This window comes from Paenibacillus arenilitoris (assembly GCF_014705655.1).
Classification (GTDB): domain Bacteria; phylum Bacillota; class Bacilli; order Paenibacillales; family Paenibacillaceae; genus Pristimantibacillus; species Pristimantibacillus arenilitoris.
In genome coordinates, this window is the sequence record NZ_JACXIY010000039.1 from 54391 (window position 1) to 78328 (window position 23938).

The window sequence follows — 23938 nt, forward strand, 5'->3', positions numbered from 1 at the left end:
ACGGAAGGGGGGATGACCGATGAAACGGAAATGGACGTTCGGATTAAACGGGAAACGGAAGCTGTTCGGCAAATTTCTATTGTCCTATGTTCTCATACTGCTGATCCCGCTGCTTGTAGGCACGCACGCGTATTACCGGACCGTTCAAGTGGTGCAGGGCGACGCGGCTGAGCTGAACCTGGCCGTGCTGGAGCAGAGCGAAGAGGCGCTTCATCGGCTGCTGACGGAAATCCGCGACATCGTCTCGCTGCTGTCGCTCGATTCGGAGCTGCTGCATGCGATGATTACCGCCGATGCCTCGTGGCCGCCGGAAGCGGTGTACCAGTTCTCCCAGCTGCAGAAGAACGAATTGAACATGCTGTCGACGAACCAGCTCATCTCCGATTTGTTCGTTTATCTGGAGAGAAGCGGAGCCATTCTATCGGCCGACCGAATCGATCGGCTCGAAGCGCATCCGCTGACGATCGGCGGCGTTCCGTTCGGCCGGTGGCTGGAGGACGTTCTGTCCGGCGAGCGGCTGAACCGGTATTTGCCGCTCGAGCGCGTGAATAACGGCAGAACGACGGAGGATTACGTCGCTTATGTCAGCCCGTTGCCCGCAGGCACGAACATGCGGGCCGACGGCGCCGTCGTCATTCTGATCAAGGAGAGCTCGATCGTCCGATTATTTCACCGGCTGCTGGCCGATAACGGATCGTTCGCCTATATTTTGAACGAGAAGGCGGAGATGATCGTATCCGCATCGGCGGGCGGGAAGCGGGTAGAGCCCGTAAACACGGACCCTCAAGCTTCTTCGTTCGTCCGCATCGACGGAACGGAAACGTTCATCAGCTCGGTGCGGTCGCCTGGCAGCGGTTGGATCTACGTAGCCGGGATACCGGCAGACAGCGTATTTGCCAAGGCGCAATATATTAAACGGATCAATTGGACGATTGCCCTGGCCGCGCTGGTCGCCGGTTGCGTGATCGCGTTGTTGCTGGCGTACAGGAACAGCAAGCCGATCGCGGAGCTGCTCGATTCGATCAAAGAATTTGCCGCGGGGGAGACGGGCAAGCGGTCGTCCGCGATGGAGATCATTCATACGGCCGTGCATGAAATTATAACGAACAATAAAAGCATGAGCGTGACCATGAAGCGGCAGCTTCCGCTCCTGCAATCCGCCTTCCTCGAGCGGATGCTGAAGAGCGGGTTCAACCGTGAAAGCGATATGCGCGACCATCTGGATCAGGCGGGAATCGACCTTATCGAGGATAACGCGGCGGCTGCCGTTATCCGGATTCATCATGCCGGGTATATGCCGGAGGAAGAGCTGACGGCGAACAAAGCGGAAATGAATCGTGTGCTGCTGCAAGAGCTGGGTGAGGGCTGCTTCGTCCACGATTTGAAAGGCGAGAAGCTGGCGGTCGTCCTCTCCTTCCGCGGAGACGCGGAGGAGCGTTTCAATGAACGGATCGGGAAGCTTCGGCTGCTGCAAGCGAGGTTTCTTGACGGTTACTCCTTGATGACCTCGATCGGCGTCGGACGGGTATACGGCAGGCTGCTGGACGTGTGGCGTTCTTATAACGAGGCGGAGCAAGCGCTTGAGCATGAGGATCCGGACGTCTCCCAGCGGCTGGCAAGGTATGACTGCATCAGCCGGCATTCCAGCCACTATTATTACCCGCCGGACCTGGAGCTGAAGCTGATGCACGCGGTAAGGACCGGGGACGGCGAGGAGCTAAGCCGTCTGCTGGAGCATATCGAAACGCAAAACAGCCAAATCCGGCAGCTTAGCCCATGGCGCAGAAAGCAGCTGATCGCGGAAATGCGGGGCACGCTTCAAAAAATCGGCGGCCTGATCGAATATTTGCCTGTGGACGCCGGGCCGCGGTCGGAATGGCCGAGCGGGCCGGAGACGGACGGGGAGGAGTACGGCTACTCGGACATCGTGCGGCAATTAATCGCCATATGCGACCGGATCGGACGGCAGAAAACATCGAAGTATCAGGAAATGCTCGAGAGCATGAAGGCTTATATAGCGGCAAATTACGCCGACAGCAGCCTCAGCCTCAGCATGCTTGCAGACGATTACAAGCAGTCGGAGAGCTTCGTCTCCACCTTTCTGAAGGAGCGGCTCGGCATGACCTTCTCCGAATACCTGGAACGGCTGCGGCTCGACGAAGCCTGCCGGCTGCTGAAGGAAACGGAGCTGCCGATCGGGGACATCGCGCTGCGGGTCGGCTACAACAGCGATAAATCGTTCCGCCGAGCTTTCAAGCGAGCGCTCGGGATTCAACCCACCTCCTACCGGAACGAAAGAATGGCGTGCTCCGAATAAAAGGCGTGCTTCGCCCGAAAAACCGTTGTCGATCAACGGATTTCGCGCTTCCGAAAGGAAGGTGTGCTTGCGAAGAACTGTTCCTTTACCAGGTCCGGCGAGCCGTTGTATCGTTGTTGCGAGAGCGCTGCCATTCTTGAACGGTCCGGCATCGTCGGCCAAGCGGCAGGCGCCGATCGAGATTTCGCCGAGGGAGGTTCGCCTATGAGGGACGCGGCGGCCGGACGTGCCGGAACAATCGCGGGAATACGGCGGAAAGCCAAAAAACAAAAGGTGCTGCTGCTGCTTCTCGTTCCTGCAATCGCTTACTTTCTTGTATTCCATTACGTTCCGGTCTATGGCATCCTAATCGCATTCAAAGATTTCCGCATGCAGGAAGGCCAAGGCTTTCTGGCTTCGGTGCTGCATGCTCCGATGGCCGGCGCTTACGGCTTGGATCATTTTAAGTCCTTTATCAACGGCCCGTACTTTGCGACGCTGCTGAGGAACACCTTTTTGCTCGGCCTGTACTCGCTGCTGTTCGGCTTCCCGGTTCCGATCCTGTTTGCCTTGCTGCTGAACGAAATACGAAAGAAGTATTACAAAAGCTTTGTCCAAACGATCAGCTATTTGCCTTACTTTTTGTCCGTCGTGGCCGTGATCGGGATGATGAAAATGGTGTTGTCCCCAAGCACCGGCGTCGTTAACCTCCTTCTGACCAGGCTAGGCTTGGAGCCGATCTATTTTTTCGCCGACGCAAGCTGGTTCCGCTTCCTATTCGTCAGCTCGGGCATCTGGACGTCGATGGGCATGGGGGCCGTCATTTATTTGGCGGCGCTGTCGAAGGTGGATGCCGAGCAGTATGAATCGGCCGTCATCGACGGCGCATCCCGGCTTCGCCAAATGTGGCATATTACGCTGCCGGCAATCAAGCCGGTCGTCGTCATCACCCTCATACTCAATATGTCGGGCGTGCTAAGCGTTGGCTCGGAGAAGATCATCCTCATGTACAATTCGTTAACCTACGAGACGGCGGACGTGTTCTCGACCTTCGTTTACCGGAGAGGCCTGGTCGAGCTCGACTTCAGCTTCGGCGCGGCTGTCGATCTGTTCAACGCGCTCGTTAACGTCATCTTCCTAGTGACGGCAAACTACCTGGCACGAAAGGCGGCGGATGAGAGCTTATGGTAAAAGACACCTCCTTCGGTTCGAGAATGCTGGATTTCATCGTGCATGCCGTCATGGTTTTCGTCGTGCTGATCACTTTGCTGCCGCTCTTGCATGTCGTTTCGATCTCTTTCAGCCATCCGGACGAAATTATGAGGGGAAGGGTCGGCCTGTTGCCGGCGGACTTCAACCTTGACGCTTATTTCACGATTCTGTTCGAAAATGCCCACATTCCCCGTTCGTTTCTGAACTCCGTCGTCATTACGGTTACCGGCACCGCATTAAACGTGCTGTTTACGACGATTACCGCTTACGCGCTTTCCAAGAAGGATTTGCTGTTCCGGCCGTTTTTCCTGATGCTCTCGGTTTTGCCGATGTTTTTCACCGGGGGCATCGTGCCCCAGTTTCTGCTGATCAAATCGCTGGGCATGATGGATTCGGTTTGGGCCTTAACCGTCCCCGTTCTGATCAGCTCCTGGTGGCTCATCATTATGCTTTCCTTTTTCAAAAATTTCCCGCAGGAGCTCGAGGAAGCCTCCAAGCTGGACGGCTGCGGCGAGCTGCAAACGTTAATCCGCATCGTGCTGCCGCTGTCGATGGCCGGCGTCGTTACGATCGCCTTGTTCTACGGCGTATCCCACTGGAACTCTTACTTCTCGGCGATGTTATACATGCGGAGCTACGACCATTATCCGCTGCAGCTGATATTGCGGGAAATCGTGCTGCAGAGCACGTTGGCCGAGCAGCTGGCCTCGCAAGGCAACGCGGCCCTGGCGGAGGACATGAGCGCCGAGCTCACGCCGGAAAGCGTCCAATACGCGACGCTGGTCGTCTCCATCGTCCCGATGCTCGTCATTTATCCTTTTATACAGAAGTATTTCGTCAAAGGCATTATGATCGGCTCGCTGAAGGGCTGACATGTATTGAAGGAGGTGAAGTTCAGACGTTACATCCGGTCAGGCTTGCCCGGTTCGGGAAAGAGGAAGTACGGCCTTGAATCCATGATGAGGGGGACGATTGAACATGGGAAAACGAAATTGGAGCGTTACGCTGCTCGCGCTGATTATGGCAATCGCGTCTATTGCGGCGGGGTGCAGCCAGGCAAATAACGGGAGCGGGAACGAGAAGGATCCGGGGTCGGAGCCGGCGGCAACTAGCGCAGCGGGCGAAGAAGACGCCGCATTGAAGATATCGGTAGCGAGCATGCCGAAATATCCGCCGAACGATATCCCGAACGATTATATCAAAGAGGTCGAGAAGCGGTTCAACATGAAGTGGGATTTCGAATCCATTCCGCTTTCGGCCGGCATTGAAAAATACAATGTGATGTTCGCATCCGGCGATTATCCCGATTTTATCCCGAACATGAACAGTCCGACCAGCGTCGCCAAATGGGCGTCATCCGGTTATTTGCTGCCGATCGGCGATTACATCGACAAGCTTCCGGGCTACCGCAAGCTGTTTACGGACGAAGACTGGGAGCTTCTGCTTTCCTTCGGCAGCAGCAACGGCAAGCTGTATATGCTGCCAAGCGTGGCGAGCAGCGACCCGATGACCTGGATTTACCGGAAGGACGCCTTCGACAAAGCCGGCATCTCCGCGTTCCCGGCCACAATGGATGAGCTGTACAGCGCGGCGAAGACGCTGAAAGCCGCCTATCCCGATTCGGTGCCGATCGGCGTGCGCGGCGGCACGGACAACAACGGCGTCAAAAACATGATGAACGGATTCCGTCAGGCGTTCCGCAACCCGCAGAACAGCAACACGCGGGGCTTCTGGAACGACCCGGACGAAGGCGGCAAGGTCGTCTGGAACCTGGCATCGCCGAAGCATCGCGAGATGCTGGCCTTTATAGCCAAGCTGTACAAGGAAGGGCTGATCGAGAAGGAATTCGCGACGCTGACGCAGGATCAGTGGAAGGCGAAGCGGTTGACCGGCAAGGTGCTGATGGATTTCCAATACGCAAGCCATACGGTCGATCCGGGTTACGCCTTGACGGATATTCCCGGAGGACAATGGGAGTATGCGCGCACCCTTCCGAGCGCGTCGGCAGAGCCCGCGCTCGAATTCAAGCCGACCAACTTCTCGCTGTTCGGACCCGTATTCAGCAGCAAGCTGGCCGACGAGCCGGAGAAGCTGGACCGCTTGCTCGAATACGTCGAATGGGGCGCCACGCCGGAAGGCCAGCTGTTCCATCAGGCGGGTCTGGAGAACGTCACTTACGCGAACGAGAACGGCACGCTGAAATACAAGGACGGACTCGACCGTCAGAAGGTGGCGGAGCAGTACGGCTTCGACTGGTGGCTGAGCCAAAGCGGCGAATTCCTGAAATCCGACGCCGGGTACTTGAAGAAGCAGGAAGCGATGACCGAATTCGCCGCCAATTTTAATGTCATACCGAAGAACGCGCCTCTTACCGAGGAGGAGCTGGAGACGGTGGGCACGACGGTGAGCGCCCTGGAGGACGTCGCGCTGCAGTTTGCCACGAAAGCCGTCATGGGCATGCTCGATATCGGCAGCGACGAGGTTTGGAACGGATATTTGCACGATTTGGAGAAGGTCGGCCTCGGCGAGGTGCAGGCTATCTTCGAGAACTATTTGGCCGAGTAGCTGAATATGGCGACAAAGGGGCATCCGACATGACTACCATTCACTTGTCCGTTCCGGAGGAAGCAGGCCCGCGCGTACGTTTCGGAGCGGAATTGCTGAGGCGTTCGCTGCTGGGGCTGGGCTTCTCCGTTCAAGAAGCCGGGCCTCTCACGCTGGCCGGCTACCGTAAGCTGGACGGGATCAAGATCGCGGTCGGCGACCGCCGCGGCTGCTCCTTTATCCGGGAATTGGAGGAGCACGACGTGCTCCTCTACCATAGCGAAGCGCCCGAAGGCGAGGGCTTCTATTTGGCGAAATTGCCCGGGCAGCTGTTCGTCGTTGCAGGCGGAGGAGACACCGGGACTTTGTACGGCTGCCAGGAGCTTGCCGCGTTGGCGCAGGACCGAGGTGAGCTGCCGGGAGAGCTGGCTTTCGGCGACGCGCCGGCGATGAAGCTGAGGGGGCCGGTCGTGCCGCTTCAGAAAACGAAGGTGGAGCCGCCGAGAAGAACGTACGAATATCCGATAACGCCGGACCGGTTTCCGTGGTTTTACGATCAATCGTTATGGCTCGCCTTTCTTGACAGGCTGCTCGAGCAGCGCTGCAACGTGATTTATATTTGGACGGGGCATCCGTTCTCTTCCCTCGTCAAGCTGGAGGAGTACCCGGAAGCGCTCGAGGTGACGGAAGAGGAGTTTGCCCGCAATGCGGACCTATTCCGCTGGCTGGCGGAGCAATGCGACTGCCGGGGCATCTGGCTGGTGGTTAAATTTTATAATATCCATATCCCGCTGCCTTTCGCCGAGAAGCACGGGCTGGATTTGCATCAGCCGCAGCCGCTGCCGATCACGAGCGATTATCATCGAAAGGCGATTTCCGCGTTCATCCGCAGCTACCCCAATGTAGGGCTGATGGTATGCCTCGGCGAAGCGCTTCAGGGAGCGCTGTACGGAGCGGAATGGTTCAACGATACGATTCTGGCGGGCGTGAAGGAGGGGCTGAAGGAGCTTGACCGGAAGGAGCTGCCGCCGATTATCGTGCGGGCGCACGCGATCCCTTCGGAGAAGGTGATGGAAGCGGCGCTTCCGAATTATGCGAACCTGTTCACCGAAGCCAAATTCAACGGCGAATCGCTTACGACCTTCACGCCCCGGGGAAATTGGCAGGAGACGCACCGGCATCTTGGCTCGCTCGGCTCGATCCACCTGTTCAACGTGCACATTCTGGCCAATTTGGAGCCTTTCCGGTACGGCGCCCCTTCGTTTATCCAGAAATGCATACAGGCGGCCAAATACCGGCTCGGTACGAACGGGCTTCACCTCTATCCGCTGTTCTACTGGGATTGGCCGTATTCGCCGGATCGAACAACGCCCCGGCTGCTGCAGATGGAGAGGGACTGGCTCTGGTTCGCGGCGTGGTTCCGCTACGCGTGGAACCCGGATCTGGACCCGAAGCTGGAGCGAGAATATTGGATCGGCGAGCTGGCCGGCCGTTACGGCAGCCGCGAAGCGGGGGAAGCGATTCTGGACGCTTATGAAGCTTCGGGCGAATGCGCGCCCAAGCTGCTGCGCCGATTCGGCATTACGGAAGGGAATCGCCAGACGATGAGCCTCGGCATGACGATGAGCCAGCTGACGAATCCGGAGCGGTATCGGCCCTGGAAGGAGCTTTGGGAATCGCAAGCTCCGCAAGGGGAGCGGCTCGACCTGTACGTCGAGCGGGAGCTTCGCGGGGAGACGCATATCGGAGAGACGCCGGTCGATATTGCGGATAACGTCGATGATCATGCGGATAAGGCCGAGCGGGCGGTCGAGCGGGCACGGCCCTTCGTCACGCGCGGACGGGAGGAATTCGAGAGGATCGCCTCCGATGTGTCGGCGATCGCGCTGATGACCCGCTCGTATACGCATAAGGTTCGCGCGGCGATCCGGATTCTCGCCTACAAACGGCGATCGGGGAGCGATTATTTGACGAACGCGGAGCTGCTTGAGGAGGCGCTGCCCGATTTCCGGAAGAGCCTCGACCATTACCGCGAGCTGGCTGCGTTGACGGAGCGGACGTATCTGTATGCGAACAGCATGCAAACCCCGCAGCGCAGAGTCCCGTTTCCGGATGGCGAGAAGTACGCGCACTGGCAGGCTTGCCTTCCGCATTACGAAGAGGAGTATGCGAACTTCTCCGCGCATGTGTCGCAATTAATGAAGGGAAAGCTGCCGCGGAAGGCGATGAAGTCGGAACGGGAGCTCGTTCCTTACGAGCAGGCCGCCTTCAAGCTTCTCTCGCGGAATGCGGAATTGTACGAGGTCCGGAATCAGGCCAAGCTGTTCACGGACGGGGAAATCCTCGCTTCGCAAGTGGCGGAGGAGCTTGCCGGCCTGACCGGCATCCGGTTCAGCCGGGAGGAAGCGGTCAAGGAAGGCGTCAGCCTGGAGCTTGAGCTGATGGAGCCCGCCCGGGTGCTGATCGGCTATTTCAATTCCGCGGACGCGGAGTGGCTGAAGGTTCCGAATTTGGAGGAGAACACGCATGCCGACGATCGGGGCGGACTGACGCCCGTTATCAAAAACGGGATGAGCGTGTTCTTCTACCCGAATGTGAACGTCCATGCCTTCGCCTATGAGCCGGGACGCCATACGGTCGTAATCGGCCGGGGCGCTTACGTCGTTGTCGGCGTCATTAAGGCGAATCAGATCATGCGCGTCCGCGATTTGGCCGGGGCGAGCAGCTCGGAAACGCTGGATTGGCTGTACGAGAAGTGACGCTTCGGGGAATGTGCCGTCTGATAGCTAGCGGGCATTCCCATTTTTTTTGCGCGTTTCAATTCGTTAGGAGGATGGCGCAGAGCGGCCTCGCTCATGAATTCGATGGGTCTTAGGGATGGACGGCATGCGCTTATGCGTCGGAAGTCCGGCTTGACTTTCCGCTTTGTAAGCGGTTATCGTAGTACCGATCGGCAAAGTTGCGAGGAGGGATTGAAATGGTGAACGAAACGGCAGCGACGAAAATCATTGGCAGCAAGTCGCACAGCTATGAGGTCGCGGAAGGATGGCTCAAGCTTCCGGCAGGGCGCACGCTCGGTTATACTCACGGCATCTGCGTGGACGAGCATGACAATGTGTATATTTTCCATACCGGCGAGGAATCGGTGCTCGTATTCGACAAGGACGGCCATTATCGGAGCGGCTGGGGCGAGTACGGCGAAGGCGCTCACGGCTTCTATTTGCATCGCGATGCGGACGGGGTGGAATATATCTACCTGACCGATATCAAGCGCGGACGCGTGCAGAAGACGACATTGACGGGCGAGGTGCTGCTCGATATCGGCACGCCGGAGCTGCCGGACGCGTACGACGAGAACCGGCGGTATGTACCGACCGACGTGTGCGTGGCGCCGAACGGCGATATTTACGTATCCGATGGGTACGGCCAATATTATGTGCACCAATACGACGCACAAGGCATCTACATACGCAGCTGGGGAGGACGCGGCTCCGAGCCCGGCAAGCTGATCGAACCGCACGGCATCTCCGTCAACCTGCGCGGCGGCGAGCCGGAACTGTACGTGGCGGACCGGCGGAACAACCGGATTCAGGTGTTCGCGATGGACGGACGGCATAAGCGGTTCGTCGATCACGATCTCGATCTGCCGTGCAGCTTCTATTTCTTCGGGGACGAGGTCTATCTGCCCGACCTCGACTCCCGTGTGACGATCCTCGACGCCGAGGACCGGCTGATCACCCATCTGGGCGAGGATCAGCAGGCGTATAAGCAGGAGGGCTGGCCTAACCTGCCGAAGTCGTATTACCGCCCGGACAAGTTCAGCTCGCCGCACGGCGTTTGCGTGGATTCGCAGGGCAACGTCTACGTCGCCGAGTGGATCTTTGACGGCCGGATTACGAAGCTTGTCCGGCAGCGGCAATCCTAACTCGGATAACGAGGGAACTTTCGGATTTTGCAAACGAAATAAGGAGCGGAATGCACATGTGCATCTGCTCCTTATTTTAGTTGCGGGTTCGTCGTCTTTAACCCATGTTCTACGCGCTACTCTGTTGGTGTTCGCAGTGTTTTTTCTTTTTTCACAATCGTTTGTTCGTATCGCGCAATTTTATCGTCAAGGCGAATCAACGTTTGCGTCATCTCTTCGATTTTCACTGCAAGCACGCTGCGCTGCTCGACCAAGAGAGATTTCCTTGTTTCCAAGGTCGCGTCGCCTTGCTGGAACAGTCCCACGTATTCGATCAACGTTTCGACCGGGAGTCCCGCGCTTTGCCGCATGCACTTGATGAAGTCGATCCATTTACAATCTTCCTCCGTGTAGGATCTTATCCCGCTTTTTGTGCGGTTTACAGGGGGGATAAGTCCGATCCGTTCATAATAGCGAAGCGTATCCTGCGTAAGATTGAACTTCTCGCTGACTTCCGCGATGGACATCGACATGCTGTTCACCTCTAGTCATTATAGTTGTACAGCCTTCAACGTTACTGAGGCCCAACCACGGGATGGGGAACATACGGCTCTTCCAGATAAGCCGTCTCTTCCGGCGTCAAAGCAAGCGATAACGCAGCTGCCGCATCCTCAAGGTGGGAAATTTTCGTAGCGCCGACGATTGGCGCGGTTACCGGCTGCTTCTGCAGCAACCAAGCCAGCGCGACTTGAACCCGAGGGACGCCGCGCTTTTCCGCGATGGCCGCGACGCGTTCCACGATCGAACGATCGGTGTCGGCCGTCGCATCGTACTTCCATCTTTGAACTTGATCCGTCTCGGATCGATGCGTCGATTCCCGCGGATCGCGCGTCAGTCTTCCCCCCGCGAGAGGACTGTACGGGATTACGCCGATACCTTCTTCTTTGCAGAGCGGCAGCATTTCGCGTTCTTCCTCGCGGTAGATGAGGTTATAGTGGTTCTGCATCGATACGAACCGGGTCCATCCATTTCGCTCCGTAACGTGCAGCGCCTTCATGAACTGCCACGCGAACATGGCGGAGGCTCCGATATATCTTGCCTTGCCTGCCTTCACGACGTCGTGGAGTGCCTCCATCGTTTCTTCGATGGGCGTCTGATAATCCCACCGATGGATCTGATACAAATCCACGTAGTCGGTTTCCAGTCGCTTCAGGCTCTTGTCGATTTCGCTCATGATCGCCTTGCGGGATAGCCCGGCTCCGTTCGGACCTTCATGCATCCGGAAATGAACTTTCGTCGCGATGACCACTTCATCCCGGTTCGCGTAATCCCGCAGCGCTCGTCCGACGAATTCTTCGCTCGTCCCGGACGAATATACGTTTGCGGTATCGAAGAAGTTGATACCTAGCTCGAGTGCTTTCTTCACGATCGGACGGGTTTGCTCTTCGTTTAGCACCCACGGATGCGTCCAACGCGTCGCGTCGCCAAAGCCCATGCAGCCTAAACAAATCCGGGACACGTCCAGACCGGTATTTCCGAGTTTCACAACATTCATGAACCGATTCGCTCCTTTGTCTTCAATTGGATCTTACCATACACAAGAGTTTACCGTCTGGAGTTAACTCCAAGTCAACGGTTTTTCGGAAAAATGACAAAGCATCCGCTTTAACTCGTTTATAATAACCGTTTTTTATGCTGTCCGAAGAAAATAAAGTGTTAGACGGAAAAATAAAGTGTTAGACTGAGAAAATAAAGTTTAGGAGCGTGAACAATAGATGACCTATGAAGAAATCATACAAGCATTGGCTGGCATGGGCAGTGAGCAGACGAAAAGCACTTATATTCGCCATGGTGCGAAAGAGCCGTTCTTTGGCGTCAAAATCGGGGACATGAAGAAGCTCGTCAAGCATGTGAAAAAAGACCAAGCTCTCGCTCTGCAGCTGTATGAATCCGGCAACTACGATGCGATGTACCTGGCAGGGCTTAGCATCAATCCGAAGACGATCACCAAAGAACAGCTGCAGCATTGGGCGGCGGGAGCCAATTGGCATTCGCCCGCCGAGTATACGGTAGCGAGAGTGGCCGCGGAAAGTCCCTATGCGCATGAACTGGCGGTGGAGTGGATTGAATCGCCGGAGGAATTGGTCGCTGTAAGCGGATGGAGCACGTATGCCAATTATGTATCGGTTGCGCCGGACGAAGCGCTCGACATGGAAGAGATACGCAGTTATTTGACAAGAGTGCGCGACACCATCCACGGCGAGCGCAACTGGGTCCGCAATGTTATGAATACTTTCGTTATTTCGGTCGGCGCATACGTTGAGGCTTTAACGGAGGAAGCGAAGGCAGTCGCCGAGGCGGTCGGCAAAGTGCATGTGGATGTCGGCAATACGGCATGCAAAGTGCCCCTTGCAACGGAATATATCGGCAAGATCGAGGCGATGGGCCGAATCGGCAGCAAGAAAAAGACCTGCATTTGTTAACCGCAATAGCGGAAAAAGAGGCGGATGCTCGATCTAGACTGCAGAATTTCCGACGGTCCTGGCTGCTGAAGCAAATGGGGGCTGGAACGGCTGCTCGACTGGAGCTTTATATCGCCTTTCGCACACGGTGTTGTCCTAAAAAGGGGAAAGGACATTGAGAAATAATATCGGCGGTGGTGGGGGGATTCATGAATGAAAGACCAACTTTATGTGATGTCGGCAAAAATACCGGAATCCGGAATTGAAAAATTCAATGAATACGAGAGCCGCGTACTTCCTTTGCTTAAGGAGCATGGCGGAATATTAGAAAGAAGACTCCAAAGTCATGATCGTCTCAAAGAGCTTCATATCATCCGGCTTCCATCTATCCAGTCTTTTGAAAACTACCGTGACGACCCTAGACGAAGCCAGTATACATCCTTACTTGTCGAATCGGGCGCTGCTACAGAGTTAACGATAATGAATGACCTATATTAGAAGGAGGCACCTGAGTTGAGAGTGATTGATTTATCGCTGCGGATTGCGGAAGGCATGCCGGTTTATCCCGGCGACCCGGAGGTAAAAGTCAAAGTAGCGCACACCTACGAGAGTCACAATTGGGAACTGCGGCAGCTTTCTATCGGTACTCATACCGGAACACATGTGGACGCGCCTTCGCATATGCACCCCGGTGCCGCGACGCTCGACGAGCTGCCGTTGGAGAGATTTTTCGGAGTATCGCGCGTTGTACGGGTTGAAGACCCGACCTGGCCGGAAGGCAGGGGACTGTTTTTCGCCGAGTCCGTCGGAACGGAATGCTTTGACCGGCTCGCGTTGCTACGGCCGGCGTTCGTCGGCGGCGAATTGTCCGAAGAGCTTGAGCGGGCCTTGTTGGGGATCGGAATCGTTACCTACACAGGGCTGCAAGGCTTGGACCGTCTTCCCGTCGGAGCCGACTTTATGTTTTACGGATTTCCATTGCGCATCGCTTTCGGCGACGGATCTCCGGTGCGGGCCGTCGCGGTGATATGACCCGTGCTCAGCACGGTTTTTTTGTTGGAATTGGTTGCCGAATCGTATTTTTAGGGAGAAGCGAGGGAAATAAAATGAAATATTTGACCAAAGAGTGGTATGAACTTTGTCAAAAAACAAGTTTCCATCTAGGTTTAGAAGAAGAAAAGCAAGCTGAAACATTTTCACAACAATTTTTTCAACAACTTTATAACACTGAGTTAAATAATTGGCTCAACTTACAAGAAGAAGTTGCTTCTTTAATGAAAAACAACGAAACAGTCAATACAAATGATAATATTGAATATGAGCCCTTTAATAGAGATATTGCAATTGAACAATTCCATGAGGGCTTCATCTATAATCAAGAACTTTTAAAAAAGGAATTACCAGAAACCATATTAAAACAGATAGCCGATATTAGGGTGTTTACTTTAAATAAAGCAACCCGAACCGTTATAAACGCTGTAGCTAAATTTTGTGAGGATAATGAAAGGTCTGTAACCGCAACAAGTGAGAATTATAGAAGATATTTGGAAGAAGCTTCCGACACACTGGATAAAGAAATTATTGGAAATTTCGGATTTCATGATTGTACGATTACAAAATCCGTTCAGAAAGATATGTCCTTAACATTACTCCTTGATAACTCAGGCGGTTTTACAAATATTGATGAAGTCACCTTTAAAAATTTTAAAATAATAAAGCAAGAAGGTTCATTGGAAGATTCCTGGTGGCTGTATGAGGAAGTCTATAAAGTCAACGACGAATATGAGTTTCATGTCTTATTTCATAACAACAAGATGGGTTTAACCGATTTTATTATTTCGGCCGAATATGTTTCATTCAAGGAGAGTTGCTGAATTGAAGAATACGATCATCGAATACTGTTTACAGAAGAAAGGCGCGGTTAAGGACTATCCCTTCGGCCCCGATCCGTTAGTGATCAAAATTGAAAATAAAATGTTCGCGCTTATTTTCGAGGACATGGGGAAGCATACTCTATTAAACTTAAAATGCGACCCGGTGATTGCCGATAATTTAAGAGAGCAGCATGGAGCCGTTCGTCCGGCGTATCACATGAACAAAAAGCACTGGAATACCGTTGCTATTGATGGTTCCTTGCCGGAGTCGGACGTCTTTGCCATGATTGACCACTCTTACGATTTGGTTGTCAAAAATCTCCCTAAAAGCGTTCGAGAATCTTTAACGGAAATGAGCTAATCCTTTGCCCGAACGCCTCCTCCGATCAGTACCATCCCAAGAACAACGAGACCGCCGCCGGTCCATTGCTGCCATCCGGCATGCTCTCCCAGAACCGATACGGACAGCAATAAAGCCGTAAACGGCATCATACCGGAGAATGCGGCCGCCTCCGAGGCAGGGCATCTTTTGATGCCCGCATACCAGAAAATGAACGCAATGGCCGTGACAAACGGCCCATACCAAATCAAGGCGAGCCATTCTCTCCAACCGATGAAGGAAAGAGAGGATACCGGGTTCTCGAAGAAGGAAGGAACCAGGCAGAGAACCAATGCGGCGGCACATACAAGAGTGGATTGAACAAGAGGATGAAGCGGTTCTCTTCGCGAGCGAACGGTTCCGACGGCGGCGGTTCGCGAGAAGATATTGAATAAAGATTCGCTAAGCGCAGCGCAAAGCACCAGTACGTTTCCCAATACATGTTCTGCCGAAAATTTGCCGCCTGCCGAGAAAATCCCCTGGATGAGAACGATGCCTCCTATGGTACTTAGAATACCGGTCAGCTTCGTCCGATCGACCGGCTCCTTGAGCAGAAGCAAGGCGAGAACAACGGTGGCGGCAGGCGTTGCTCCGGTTAAGATCCCGGCTTCCGCTGCGCTGGTATGTAATAGACCGTAAAGCAAAAACATCCGGAATAAAAAGATGCCGAATAGAGCCTGAACCAACAGAAGCATCCAATCCTTTGCATGCAGCCTGCGGACCGTATTCACGAGCTCTGTCCAAGTTAAAGGAAGCAGGAACAACAGGGCAAACAACAAGCTGACAGCCGTGATCGTATAGGTTCCAAGCTTATCGTTCACAAACCTCGCCGCAATCACGGACGTGCCCGCAAGCGAAAATGCGCAAAACAGGTAAAGCCTTCCTTTCAAGCGATCCAAAAAACCACATCCCCCGCTATTGTTCGGTCATAGCCTCATAGAAAAATATGTTACAATCTTAGTCAATGAACGGGTAAGGGTAAAGAACCAGTTCAGCACGAATTCATACAGACCAGTTGGAGGAGCTATGTGGGGAGTCGAATTGCAGCGGCAAAGCGAGGTTTCGTTGAAACGCCAAATCTATCGGATGCTGAGGGACCGGATTTTGAACGGCAAGCTGCCGGCAGGAGAAGCCTTGCCTTCTACCCGGGAGCTTGCGGAGGCGTTGAAGGTATCGAGGAATACGGTTAATGAAGCCTATGAGATGTTAATCGTCGAAGGTTTTGTCTTGAGCCGTCAAGGAGCGCCGACAAGAGTCGCCGAGGGCTTGCGCCTCGAGAAAATCGCCGAGCCCGCCTTGCAGAAAGAGGAAGTGCCCGCGCCGGCGTTTCGGGCTGATTTTCGTACGGGACAACCCGATTTACAGCACTTTCCACGGTATCAATGGCAGCAAATTTTGCAAAAGACTTTCAAAGAGATGCCGTCAACCGAATTCGGTTATAGCGGTCCTCAAGGTTTGCCAAGATTGCGCGAAGAGATTGCCGCCTGGCTTTATCGAAGTAAGGGCCTGGCCGTGGATGCGCGCGATATCTTCATAACGGCCGGCGCCACCCAAGCGCTTCATTTGGTTGCCGGCTTGCTGCATAAGGAAGGCAAAAAAATTTTGATCGAAGATCCATGCAATATCGGTATCTTGCAGACGTTTCTCCATAAAGGTTATCCGATTGCGCCTATTCCCGTAGATGAGCAGGGGCTGCGAACGGAATATCTGAACGGCAAAGAGGCCTGCGCGGTTTATGTTACGCCGTCCCATCAATTTCCGCTGGGGGGAATCCTGCCGGCCGGCCGTCGCGCCGCCTTAATCCGATTTGCGAGAGAGAACGGACTCTATATCATGGAAGATGATTATGACAGCGAATTCCGGTATTACGGCGATCCGGTAGCGCCGCTATATGCCATGGACCCAGGGCGAGTGATCTACGTCGGCACATTCAGCAAGGTGCTGTTCCCGGCGCTTCGCATCGGTTATGTGATTCTTCCAGGCGCTCTTCACGAGCGCTGGCGTTCATTACGCACGTATACGGATGTACAGAATCCGCCATTCGAGCAAGCCGCGTTAGCCGAATTTCTGCATACGAGAAAGCTGGACCGGCATATCGGGAAAATGAAAAAGGTATACGGAGAGCGCAGGCAAGTGCTGTTGTCCACGCTGAAGGAGTATTTCGGAGATGCTTGGAGCTTATGGGGGGATGCCGCCGGATTGCATCTGGCCATTGCGTTTCCGGGCTTACGATTCGACGATGCGTTTATGATCGGCAGCAGACAAAATGGTATTCGCGTTACGCCCGTGGATCATCACAGCATCCGAAAAGGCGAGCATGCGAATAAATTGCTGCTCGGCTACGGTCACTTGAAGCCGGACGAAATCCGTAAAGGCATAGCCTTGCTGCATCGATTTATGAATTATAAGAACGAATAAGATGGGGCGGGCGATCAATTTCTATGAAAAATGTGGGTTGCATTTCTTTATTTGCGAGTACAAATCTATGAATATGCCTATTCTTGCCACAAAGCTGTATATCCCCGTGCCACGGATGAAGGTTGTCCAAAGACTGCGCCTGATCGATAGGCTGAACGAAGGGCTGAGCCGCAAGCTGACTCTCGTCTCCGCCTCCGCCGGCTTTGGCAAGACGACGCTGGTCAGCGAATGGGTCGCGGGTTGCGATCGACCTGTCGCATGGTTGTCGCTGGATGAAGCGGATATCGACACAACGCGCTTCTTATCTCACCTTGTCGCAGCTCTGCAGACGATTGAGGACAATTTTGGAGGAGGCGCGGTTAGTGCGCTCGAATCCCCGCAGCCGCCGTCCACCGACTCGATTCTAACGGTCTTGATCAATGAAATCTCAGATCTCCCGTACAAATTCGTCCTCGTTTTGGACGATTACCATGTTATCGATGCCAAATGGATCGACGATGCGATCAGCTTCCTGCTCGAGCATCTCCCGCCGCAGATGCACCTGGTCATCGCCACTCGCGAAAATCCGCAGCTTCCCTTGGGTCGGTTGCGCGCCAGGGGCCACTTGACCGAGCTGCGCGACGCCGACCTGCGCTTTACTCCCGGCGAAGCCGCCGCATTCCTAAATCAGGTTATGGGATTGGATCTCACGGCAGACGAAACGACCGCTCTGGAGACGCGTACCGAAGGCTGGATTGCGGGGCTTCAGCTGGCCGCGCTCTCGATGCAGGGGCGCAAGGATATTCCCGCGTTCATTCGGGAATTCGCCGGAGACAACCGGTACATTATGGACTATCTGGTCGAAGAGGTTCTGCAGCGCCAGCCCGACCCGATCCGAAGCTTCCTGCTTCAGACCTCCGTTCTTGACCAGCTGCATGGCCCTTTATGCGATGCCGTCACCGGTCAGGAGGAAGGCGCCGCGCGGCTCCAGTCCTTGGAGCGAGGCAGCTTCTTTGTCGTTCCGCTGGATGACAGGCGCCAATGGTACCGTTATCATCACTTGTTTGCCGAGGTTCTCTCTACGCATTTAAGGACGGATCAACCCGATCAGGTAGCTGCGCTTCATCGGCGCGCGAGCCTCTGGCACGAGCAGCATGGCTCGGCCGACGATGCGATCCGCCATGCAGTGGCCGCCGAGGATTTCGGGCGAGCGGCGGATCTGGTCGAATTGGCTATACCTTCCTTACGCAGGAGCAGACAGGAGGCAGCGATGTTGCGGTGGCTCAAATCGCTCCCTGATGAGACGGTCCGCTACAGGCCTGTGCTCAGCGTCTGGTATGCCGGAGCGTTGCTTGCCGGCGGCAAGCTGGAGGCCGTCGAGGACCGGCTTCGAGTCGCCGAACAGTGGCTTGCGACAACGGCAGACATGCGTGAGCGGGAACACGCCCTGCCGGCCGAGATGGTCGTCGCGGACGAAGAGGAATTTCGCCGTCTCCCGGGTTTGATCGCCGTGTACCGCGCCGGATTAGCCTTGGTATTAGGGGATGTACCCGGCACCATGAAATACGCCCGAAGGGTGCTCGACCTCGTGCCTGAAGACGACCCTCTCCCGCGCGGAGCGGCAACAGCGCTCCTGGGACTCGCATCCTGGAGAAGCGGGGATCTCGAGGAGGCACACCGGATGTTTGCCGATGGCATTGCTGGCGTGCAACTGTCCGGGGCTATCTCTGACGCGATTAATGGCGCTATCGCACTAGCCGAGATACGTATTGCGCAAGGCCAACTCCGCGAGGCGATGCGTGCCTATGAACGGGGATTGCGTCTTGCAGCGGATCATGGCGAGCCTGAATTGCGGGGAACGGCAGACATTTACGTTGGGATGAGCGAGCTTTGCCGTGAGCATGACGATCTGCAAGCCGCCGCGCAATATGTGCAGAGAAGCGAGGAGCAAGGCGCGCATACCGGATTCCCGCAATACCGGTATCGCTCGAGCGTAGCGTTGGCTCGAATACGGGAGGCCCAAGGCGATCTGAACGGCGCGCTCGAACTGCTCCGAGAGGCGGAGCATCTGTATGTAAGCGATTTTTTCCTAAATGTACGTCCCGTAAAGGCGTTGAAGACAAGAGTATGGGTTGCGCAGGGTAGAATAGGTGAAGCTCTCGACTGGGTACGGGAAGAGGGCCTGTCCGCCACGGACGACCTTTGCTACCTGCGTGAATTTGAGCACATCACCTTGGCCAGGGTGTTATTGGCCCGGTATATGAGCGACCGTGCGGACCGTTCCATGCACGAGGCATCGGGGCTTCTGGAGCGACTCCTTCAAGCGGCGGAAGAAGGCGGGAGAACGGGAAGCGTGATCGAAATCCTGGTCTTGCAAGCACTTGCGCATCATATGCAAGGCGACATCCCGGCTGCGCTTGTGCCGCTGGAACGCGCTCTTACCCTGGCCGAGCCGGAGGGCTACGTCCGTATCTTCGCGGACGAAGGCCGACCCGCGGCGGATCTGCTGGAAGCGGCCATGAGAAAGGGGATCGCCCCTAACTATGTCCGCCGGATCTTGGAAGCCTTTGGAAAGGATAAAGGAAGAACACCTGAAAAGCAGGTTGCGAGCGAGCCATTGAGCGAAACATTAAGCGATCGTGAACATGACGTGCTTCGGCTGCTTGGAACCGACTTAAGCGGCCCGGACATTGCCCGCGAGCTCAGGGTGTCACTGAACACCTTGCGGACCCACACTAAGAACATTTACGACAAGCTTCAGGTTAACAGCCGCCGGTCAGCAGTCCGCCGCGCCGAGGAACTCGATTTGTTATAGCGAGCCCGAATAGCTCACCTCACGCCCCGGCAAGTTGGCCGGGGCTTATTTCTATTTACCGCACTGTATCCCCATTGAAAGATCACCATGTCGATCACCACATGTGGTGATGACGACTCACCATATGAACATGTATCTTTTAATTACGCAAGGAACGCATGAAACGACGTGGAGACGCATCCACGGGAGGATATGAAGGAGGTTAAGAATGAGTGAAACACGCGAACCCGCGGAGGAACAACACGAACCCGGACGGTATGAATTTCGACTCAAGGGTCACCTTGATGCCCGGTGGACCTGCTGGTTTGAAGGGCTAAGCCTCACCAATGAAAGCGACGGAACGACCATCCTCACTGTCGAGGCAGCCGATCAGCCAGCATTGCACGGCTTGTTGAGGAAAATTCGCGATCTCGGTCTGCCTTTGGTCTCGGTCATCCAGGTAGATCCCAAGCAAGCGAACAGACAGGAAGTCAATGAGGACACGAATCCAAACCAATCGGGAAAGAAGGAGACAAACACATGACCACGAATCACCAAACCGCAGTCTTAAAAGGGAGCGAGCACCCGCTCACCGACCGGCGAGCCGCGATTACAGCCGCGAACCTTATCCGTTGCGCAGGCTTATCGGCAATACTGGCAGGGATCCTTTTCATCGTCATTCAGATGATCCATCCAATCGATACTCTATCAGCAGTCGTCACCGATCGTTGGGTAATCGTCCACATCTTGAGCGTTGCCATGACTCTCTTCGGACTACTCGGCGTAACGGGGATCTACGCCAGGCAAACGGAACAGGCCGGTTGGCTTGGTTTGGCCGGCTATCTCCTGTTCAGCCTCTTCTTTGCGCTCACCATGGCCTTTCAATTTGCCGAAGCCTTTATCTCGCCGGTGTTGGCGAGCGAAGCGCCGCAGTTTGTGGAGGGCTTCTTGGGGATCGTTAGCGGGACTGTCAGCGAATCGAATATCGGAGACCTCGATACGGTATATTCGATAACAGGGGTCATGTATTTGCTCGGAGGTCTGCTGTTCGGCATCGCTACGCTTCGAGCCGGAATTCTGTCGCGCTGGGCAGCCGGTATGCTTGCGTTCGGGACCGTTTTGCCCCTCCTTTTGTCTTCGTTGGTCCATCACCCTTACGACCGAGTATTAGCAGTGCCGGTGGGATTGAGTCTGGCTTGGCTGGGATATTCGATCTGGTCTGAGCGCCGAGAGAAAGCCTGATAGGGAAGCGGATGTTAACGATGCGGCAACAAAAAGGGTCGGGAAAGCTGCTTGTCGCCGGCTTGCTCTTTCTGTGCGTCATCCCGCTCGCCGCCGGCGTCTTGCGCCTTGCCTCATTAGCAGGCGGCGAAGAAATAACGCCGGCCAACGCACGTTTCTTTGAGACACCGCTGCCGGTCGTCCTGCATATTCTGAGCGCCGGCCTGTACGCCGTATTAGGCGCGTTCCAGTTGGCTCCCGGATTCCGGCGGCGCAGGCCCGGTTGGCACCGTACGGCAGGGCGTCTCCTCGTTCTATGCGGCCTGTTGGTTGGGCTTTGGGGGCTGTGGATGACCCTGTTCTATGCTATCCCGTACGGCGGCAAGCTGCTTTTTGTCTTGCGGCTTCTATTCGGATCGGCCATGGTCGCGTCCATTCTCCTAGGCTTTACCGCGATTCTGCGCGGGGACGTGATCAAGCACCGTGCCTGGATGATACGCGGCTTCGCAATCGGGATCGGTGCGGGCACGCAGGCGCTGACCCTGATGGCCGGCGAATGGATCGCAGGCCCGCCGAGCGCGCTCGGCGAAGCGATGTTGAATGGCTTGGGCTGGGCGATCAACCTCGCCGTGGCCGAATGGGCCATCCGCAGAAATCGTGCTCGTAAGCGGTAATATTACTTGAAGGTGGGGGAAAGGGATGAAGGCAATCGTATACGAGCGGTACGGGCCGCCGGATGTTCTGCAGCTGCAGGAGGTCCGGAAGCCGGAGCCCAAAAACGACGAGATTCTGATTAAGGTCTACGCGGCAACCGCTGCTGCGGGGGATTGGCGGTTGCGCAAAGCAGATCCATTCCTGGCGCGGCTGTTCAACGGATTGCGGCGACCGAAACGAGTCCGGATTCTTGGATTCGAATTAGCCGGCGTGGTCGAATCGACGGGTGGCGGCGTTACTCGATACAAGCCGGGAGATGCCGTATTTGCCGCCTGCGGAATGGGCTTCGGCGCGTATGCCGAATATAAATGCATGCCCGAGTCAAGCAGCGTCGCGCTCAAGCCGGCGAACATTACGTTCGAGGAGGCGGCCGCGGTTCCGGTCGGCGCCTGCACGGCCTTGCATTTTCTCCGGAAAGGCAACATCCGGCGCGGCAGTCGCGTGCTCGTCTACGGCGCTTCGGGCAGCGTCGGGACATACGCGGTACAGCTGGCCAAACATTTCGGTGCGGAAGTGACCGGAGTATGCAGCACGTCGAATTTGACGTTAGCGAGATCGCTCGGGGCCGACCGGGTCATCGATTATACGAAAGAAAAGTTCGAGGATAACGGCCCTGCCTACGATATCATTTTCGATACGGTCGGGAAAAGTCCGTTCAAGGTTTGCGTCAAGCGTCTGACACGTAACGGCTTCTACCTGCGTGCGGTCCATGTAAGCCCTTTGCCGATTATTCGCGGGATATGGACCAACTTGACGAGCGGTAAGAAGGTGATCGGTGGATCAATGATGGAAAGCGCGGAAGACTTGACGTATCTAAAAGAACTGATTGAGGCCGGCGTGCTGCGTACGGTCATCGACCACCGTTATCCGCTGGAGCAAGCGGCAGAGGCTCACCGTTATGCGGAGCAAGGTCATAAGAAGGGCAATGTGGTGTTAACCATTCGGCAGGGTTGACATGCCGATCGAGCAAAGAGATGAACGAACAAGCCGTTGACCTCCGAATTCGTCGGGGGTCATCTTTCTTTCATTAAATGTCCTAACTCTTTATTGTACTTGGACTACAGACTTCTTTCTAACAGAGTTCCGACTTGTCTAGCCATAACTTGCGGCGGATACGGCATCCCATTCCTGATCCACCACTCAATTACCCCTACATAGGCTGTACCGGCATATTGCAGCATAACATCTTCGCTTAAATCAGTATTCCTGCCGCTATCTCTGTCAATTTCACCTTTGAACCCTTCCATAAAGGAAGCAAGAAGTCGAGTTCTAAAAGATGATGGGGCTCCTTTAGCAGCTTTGCTTGCTAACATGGTTGAAAAAAACAAATAATTTTCCTCAAAATATTCAAAATAAGGGACAAGAGCGTCGATCCAATCCATCTCACATGCCCACTTATCCATTTCCCCTAATTCATTGAAATGCGTTTCTATGAGTTTATCCAATAAATCGTATTTGTCCTGATAATGAAGATAGATGGTTCCGCGGTTTACGTTGGCCCGGTCCGCAATATCCTGAATGGTAATGTCATCGAAGTTTTTTTCGGACATCAATTCAATAACGGCTTTTTTCAAGGATTCTTGCGTTTTAATAATTCTCCGATCCATCTTGGGCATTTGAAAATATTCACCTAGCCTTCTCAGTTAATTAACATTTATGAAAACCATGTTGATTTATGAACGTTTCGCATTTTTTTAACCATTGAATTTATGCGTCTAAACCTATAATAATAGACATGAGTTGATTAGACAATATGTTTTGTTTATTCATATGAAAAGAGGAGGATGTATTTATATGATTACCGCTAATGCACGGGCCGTATTCAGTCCAGAAGGTCCGTTCGAACGGACTGCCATAGAGCGCAGGGATCTGAAGCCGCATGATGTCCTTATTGAGATTAAATACGCCGGTATTTGCCACTCGGATATCCACACGGCTCGCGGCGATTGGGGACCGGTTAACTATCCTCTCGTTCCGGGTCACGAGATCGCCGGAATTGTCGCCGAGATTGGTTCAGATGTCACGAAGTATGACGTCGGCGACCGAGTAGGGGTACTCTTAAGCCCCGAAATTGGATTTGAGTCTAGGTTACTTAACGTAGTAAGCTAGACGAAGAATCAATGGAGGGGATTTTTTATGCA

Annotated in this window: 21 protein-coding genes and 1 pseudogene; 18 read left to right on the forward strand and 4 right to left on the reverse strand. The window is 54.7% G+C overall.

The window, feature by feature from the left end:
- Window positions 1-19 precede the first annotated feature (19 nt).
- From IDH41_RS25745 to IDH41_RS25770, 6 genes are all read left to right on the forward strand, one after another.
- Window positions 20-2317, forward strand: a complete 2298-nt coding sequence (locus IDH41_RS25745) for a helix-turn-helix domain-containing protein (protein ID WP_190866282.1) — start codon at window positions 20-22, stop codon at window positions 2315-2317.
- Window positions 2318-2521: 204 nt separating this feature from the next.
- Window positions 2522-3487 (forward strand): ABC transporter permease, encoded by a 966-nt coding sequence (locus IDH41_RS25750; RefSeq protein ID WP_190866284.1) that lies wholly within the window; start codon window positions 2522-2524, stop codon window positions 3485-3487.
- Window positions 3481-4380, forward strand: a complete 900-nt coding sequence (locus IDH41_RS25755; protein ID WP_190866285.1) for a carbohydrate ABC transporter permease — start codon at window positions 3481-3483, stop codon at window positions 4378-4380. The genes IDH41_RS25750 and IDH41_RS25755 overlap by 7 nt, the downstream gene beginning before the upstream one ends.
- A 106-nt stretch (window positions 4381-4486) precedes the next feature.
- A complete protein-coding gene (locus IDH41_RS25760; protein ID WP_190866287.1) occupies window positions 4487-6073 on the forward strand; it encodes an extracellular solute-binding protein in 1587 nt (528 codons plus the stop codon).
- A 29-nt stretch (window positions 6074-6102) separates the two neighbouring features.
- Window positions 6103-8811, forward strand: coding sequence for a hypothetical protein (locus IDH41_RS25765; RefSeq protein WP_190866289.1), 2709 nt, complete (start codon window positions 6103-6105; stop codon window positions 8809-8811).
- Window positions 8812-9029: 218 nt separating this feature from the next.
- Window positions 9030-9977 carry an NHL repeat-containing protein gene (locus tag IDH41_RS25770; RefSeq protein WP_190866324.1) on the forward strand — a complete coding sequence of 316 codons (948 nt, stop codon included), beginning with the start codon at window positions 9030-9032 and terminating at the stop codon, window positions 9975-9977.
- 116 nt (window positions 9978-10093) lie between these two features.
- On the opposite strand, the gene IDH41_RS25775 is transcribed toward IDH41_RS25770, so the two are convergent.
- Both IDH41_RS25775 and IDH41_RS25780 read right to left on the reverse strand, forming a co-directional pair.
- Entirely contained in the window at window positions 10094-10489 is a 396-nt protein-coding gene (locus tag IDH41_RS25775) for a MerR family transcriptional regulator (RefSeq protein WP_317890817.1), read from the reverse strand.
- A gap of 41 nt (window positions 10490-10530) precedes the next feature.
- On the reverse strand, window positions 10531-11511 hold the full coding sequence (locus tag IDH41_RS25780) for an aldo/keto reductase (protein ID WP_190866291.1): 981 nt from the start codon (window positions 11509-11511) through the stop codon (window positions 10531-10533).
- A gap of 220 nt (window positions 11512-11731) precedes the next feature.
- On the opposite strand from IDH41_RS25780, the gene IDH41_RS25785 reads away from it, so the two are divergent.
- The 5 genes from IDH41_RS25785 to IDH41_RS25805 all read left to right on the forward strand — a co-directional run bounded on the left by IDH41_RS25785 (window position 11732) and on the right by IDH41_RS25805 (window position 14653).
- Complete coding sequence (locus IDH41_RS25785) at window positions 11732-12439, forward strand: DNA alkylation repair protein (protein ID WP_190866293.1); 708 nt, start codon at window positions 11732-11734, stop codon at window positions 12437-12439.
- Between the two features lie 192 nt (window positions 12440-12631).
- Window positions 12632-12916 (forward strand): hypothetical protein, encoded by a 285-nt coding sequence (locus IDH41_RS25790; protein ID WP_190866294.1) that lies wholly within the window; start codon window positions 12632-12634, stop codon window positions 12914-12916.
- A gap of 21 nt (window positions 12917-12937) precedes the next feature.
- Window positions 12938-13450 (forward strand): cyclase family protein, encoded by a 513-nt coding sequence (locus tag IDH41_RS25795; RefSeq protein ID WP_317890818.1) that lies wholly within the window; start codon window positions 12938-12940, stop codon window positions 13448-13450.
- Between the two features lie 74 nt (window positions 13451-13524).
- Window positions 13525-14292, forward strand: a complete 768-nt coding sequence (locus IDH41_RS25800; protein WP_190866299.1) for a DUF4085 family protein — start codon at window positions 13525-13527, stop codon at window positions 14290-14292.
- Window position 14293: 1 nt separating this feature from the next.
- Window positions 14294-14653 carry an MmcQ/YjbR family DNA-binding protein gene (locus IDH41_RS25805; RefSeq protein WP_190866301.1) on the forward strand — a complete coding sequence of 120 codons (360 nt, stop codon included), beginning with the start codon at window positions 14294-14296 and terminating at the stop codon, window positions 14651-14653.
- Here the strand turns inward: IDH41_RS25805 and IDH41_RS25810 are convergent.
- On the reverse strand, window positions 14650-15570 hold the full coding sequence (locus IDH41_RS25810) for a DMT family transporter (RefSeq protein WP_190866303.1): 921 nt from the start codon (window positions 15568-15570) through the stop codon (window positions 14650-14652). The two genes, IDH41_RS25805 and IDH41_RS25810, sit on opposite strands and share 4 nt — an antisense overlap.
- 127 nt (window positions 15571-15697) lie before the next feature.
- On the opposite strand from IDH41_RS25810, the gene pdxR reads away from it, so the two are divergent.
- The 6 genes from pdxR to IDH41_RS25840 all read left to right on the forward strand — a co-directional run bounded on the left by pdxR (window position 15698) and on the right by IDH41_RS25840 (window position 22751).
- Window positions 15698-17089: a MocR-like pyridoxine biosynthesis transcription factor PdxR gene (gene pdxR / locus IDH41_RS25815; RefSeq protein ID WP_190866305.1), complete on the forward strand. Its 1392-nt coding sequence runs from the start codon at window positions 15698-15700 to the stop codon at window positions 17087-17089.
- 1 nt (window position 17090) lies between these two features.
- Entirely contained in the window at window positions 17091-19883 is a 2793-nt protein-coding gene (locus IDH41_RS25820; protein WP_223830068.1) for a LuxR C-terminal-related transcriptional regulator, read from the forward strand.
- 208 nt (window positions 19884-20091) lie between these two features.
- Window positions 20092-20406: a hypothetical protein gene (locus IDH41_RS25825; RefSeq protein WP_190866306.1), complete on the forward strand. Its 315-nt coding sequence runs from the start codon at window positions 20092-20094 to the stop codon at window positions 20404-20406.
- Window positions 20403-21104: a hypothetical protein gene (locus IDH41_RS25830; RefSeq protein WP_190866308.1), complete on the forward strand. Its 702-nt coding sequence runs from the start codon at window positions 20403-20405 to the stop codon at window positions 21102-21104. Before IDH41_RS25825 ends, IDH41_RS25830 begins: the two co-directional genes overlap by 4 nt.
- Before the next feature lie 20 nt (window positions 21105-21124).
- Window positions 21125-21757: a DUF2306 domain-containing protein gene (locus tag IDH41_RS25835; RefSeq protein WP_190866310.1), complete on the forward strand. Its 633-nt coding sequence runs from the start codon at window positions 21125-21127 to the stop codon at window positions 21755-21757.
- A gap of 25 nt (window positions 21758-21782) precedes the next feature.
- On the forward strand, window positions 21783-22751 hold the full coding sequence (locus IDH41_RS25840) for an NAD(P)-dependent alcohol dehydrogenase (RefSeq protein WP_190866312.1): 969 nt from the start codon (window positions 21783-21785) through the stop codon (window positions 22749-22751).
- Between the two features lie 104 nt (window positions 22752-22855).
- On the opposite strand, the gene IDH41_RS25845 is transcribed toward IDH41_RS25840, so the two are convergent.
- Window positions 22856-23413: a TetR/AcrR family transcriptional regulator gene (locus tag IDH41_RS25845; RefSeq protein WP_190866313.1), complete on the reverse strand. Its 558-nt coding sequence runs from the start codon at window positions 23411-23413 to the stop codon at window positions 22856-22858.
- Between the two features lie 178 nt (window positions 23414-23591).
- On the opposite strand from IDH41_RS25845, the pseudogene IDH41_RS25850 reads away from it, so the two are divergent.
- Window positions 23592-23852, forward strand: a pseudogene (locus IDH41_RS25850) (alcohol dehydrogenase catalytic domain-containing protein); the annotation flags it as partial.
- Window positions 23853-23938 lie beyond the last annotated feature (86 nt).

Excerpts from the sequence above, each read along its gene's own strand:
- IDH41_RS25825 (WP_190866306.1), top strand. The coding sequence starts at position 20,092 with ATGAGTGAAACACGCGAACCCGCGGAGGAACAACACGAACCCGGACGG.
- IDH41_RS25765 (WP_190866289.1), top strand. The coding sequence starts at position 6,103 with ATGACTACCATTCACTTGTCCGTTCCGGAGGAAGCAGGCCCGCGCGTA.
- IDH41_RS25750 (WP_190866284.1), top strand. The coding sequence starts at position 2,522 with ATGAGGGACGCGGCGGCCGGACGTGCCGGAACAATCGCGGGAATACGG.
- IDH41_RS25780 (WP_190866291.1), bottom strand. The coding sequence starts at position 11,511 with ATGAATGTTGTGAAACTCGGAAATACCGGTCTGGACGTGTCCCGGATT.
- IDH41_RS25770 (WP_190866324.1), top strand. The coding sequence starts at position 9,030 with ATGGTGAACGAAACGGCAGCGACGAAAATCATTGGCAGCAAGTCGCAC.
- IDH41_RS25800 (WP_190866299.1), top strand. The coding sequence starts at position 13,525 with ATGAAATATTTGACCAAAGAGTGGTATGAACTTTGTCAAAAAACAAGT.
- IDH41_RS25820 (WP_223830068.1), top strand. The coding sequence starts at position 17,091 with ATGGGGCGGGCGATCAATTTCTATGAAAAATGTGGGTTGCATTTCTTT.
- IDH41_RS25835 (WP_190866310.1), top strand. The coding sequence starts at position 21,125 with ATGCGGCAACAAAAAGGGTCGGGAAAGCTGCTTGTCGCCGGCTTGCTC.
- IDH41_RS25745 (WP_190866282.1), top strand. The coding sequence starts at position 20 with ATGAAACGGAAATGGACGTTCGGATTAAACGGGAAACGGAAGCTGTTC.
- IDH41_RS25790 (WP_190866294.1), top strand. The coding sequence starts at position 12,632 with ATGAAAGACCAACTTTATGTGATGTCGGCAAAAATACCGGAATCCGGA.
- IDH41_RS25755 (WP_190866285.1), top strand. The coding sequence starts at position 3,481 with ATGGTAAAAGACACCTCCTTCGGTTCGAGAATGCTGGATTTCATCGTG.
- IDH41_RS25840 (WP_190866312.1), top strand. The coding sequence starts at position 21,783 with ATGAAGGCAATCGTATACGAGCGGTACGGGCCGCCGGATGTTCTGCAG.
- pdxR (WP_190866305.1), top strand. The coding sequence starts at position 15,698 with ATGTGGGGAGTCGAATTGCAGCGGCAAAGCGAGGTTTCGTTGAAACGC.
- IDH41_RS25760 (WP_190866287.1), top strand. The coding sequence starts at position 4,487 with ATGGGAAAACGAAATTGGAGCGTTACGCTGCTCGCGCTGATTATGGCA.
- IDH41_RS25830 (WP_190866308.1), top strand. The coding sequence starts at position 20,403 with ATGACCACGAATCACCAAACCGCAGTCTTAAAAGGGAGCGAGCACCCG.
- IDH41_RS25785 (WP_190866293.1), top strand. The coding sequence starts at position 11,732 with ATGACCTATGAAGAAATCATACAAGCATTGGCTGGCATGGGCAGTGAG.
- IDH41_RS25775 (WP_317890817.1), bottom strand. The coding sequence starts at position 10,489 with ATGTCGATGTCCATCGCGGAAGTCAGCGAGAAGTTCAATCTTACGCAG.
- IDH41_RS25845 (WP_190866313.1), bottom strand. The coding sequence starts at position 23,413 with ATGCCCAAGATGGATCGGAGAATTATTAAAACGCAAGAATCCTTGAAA.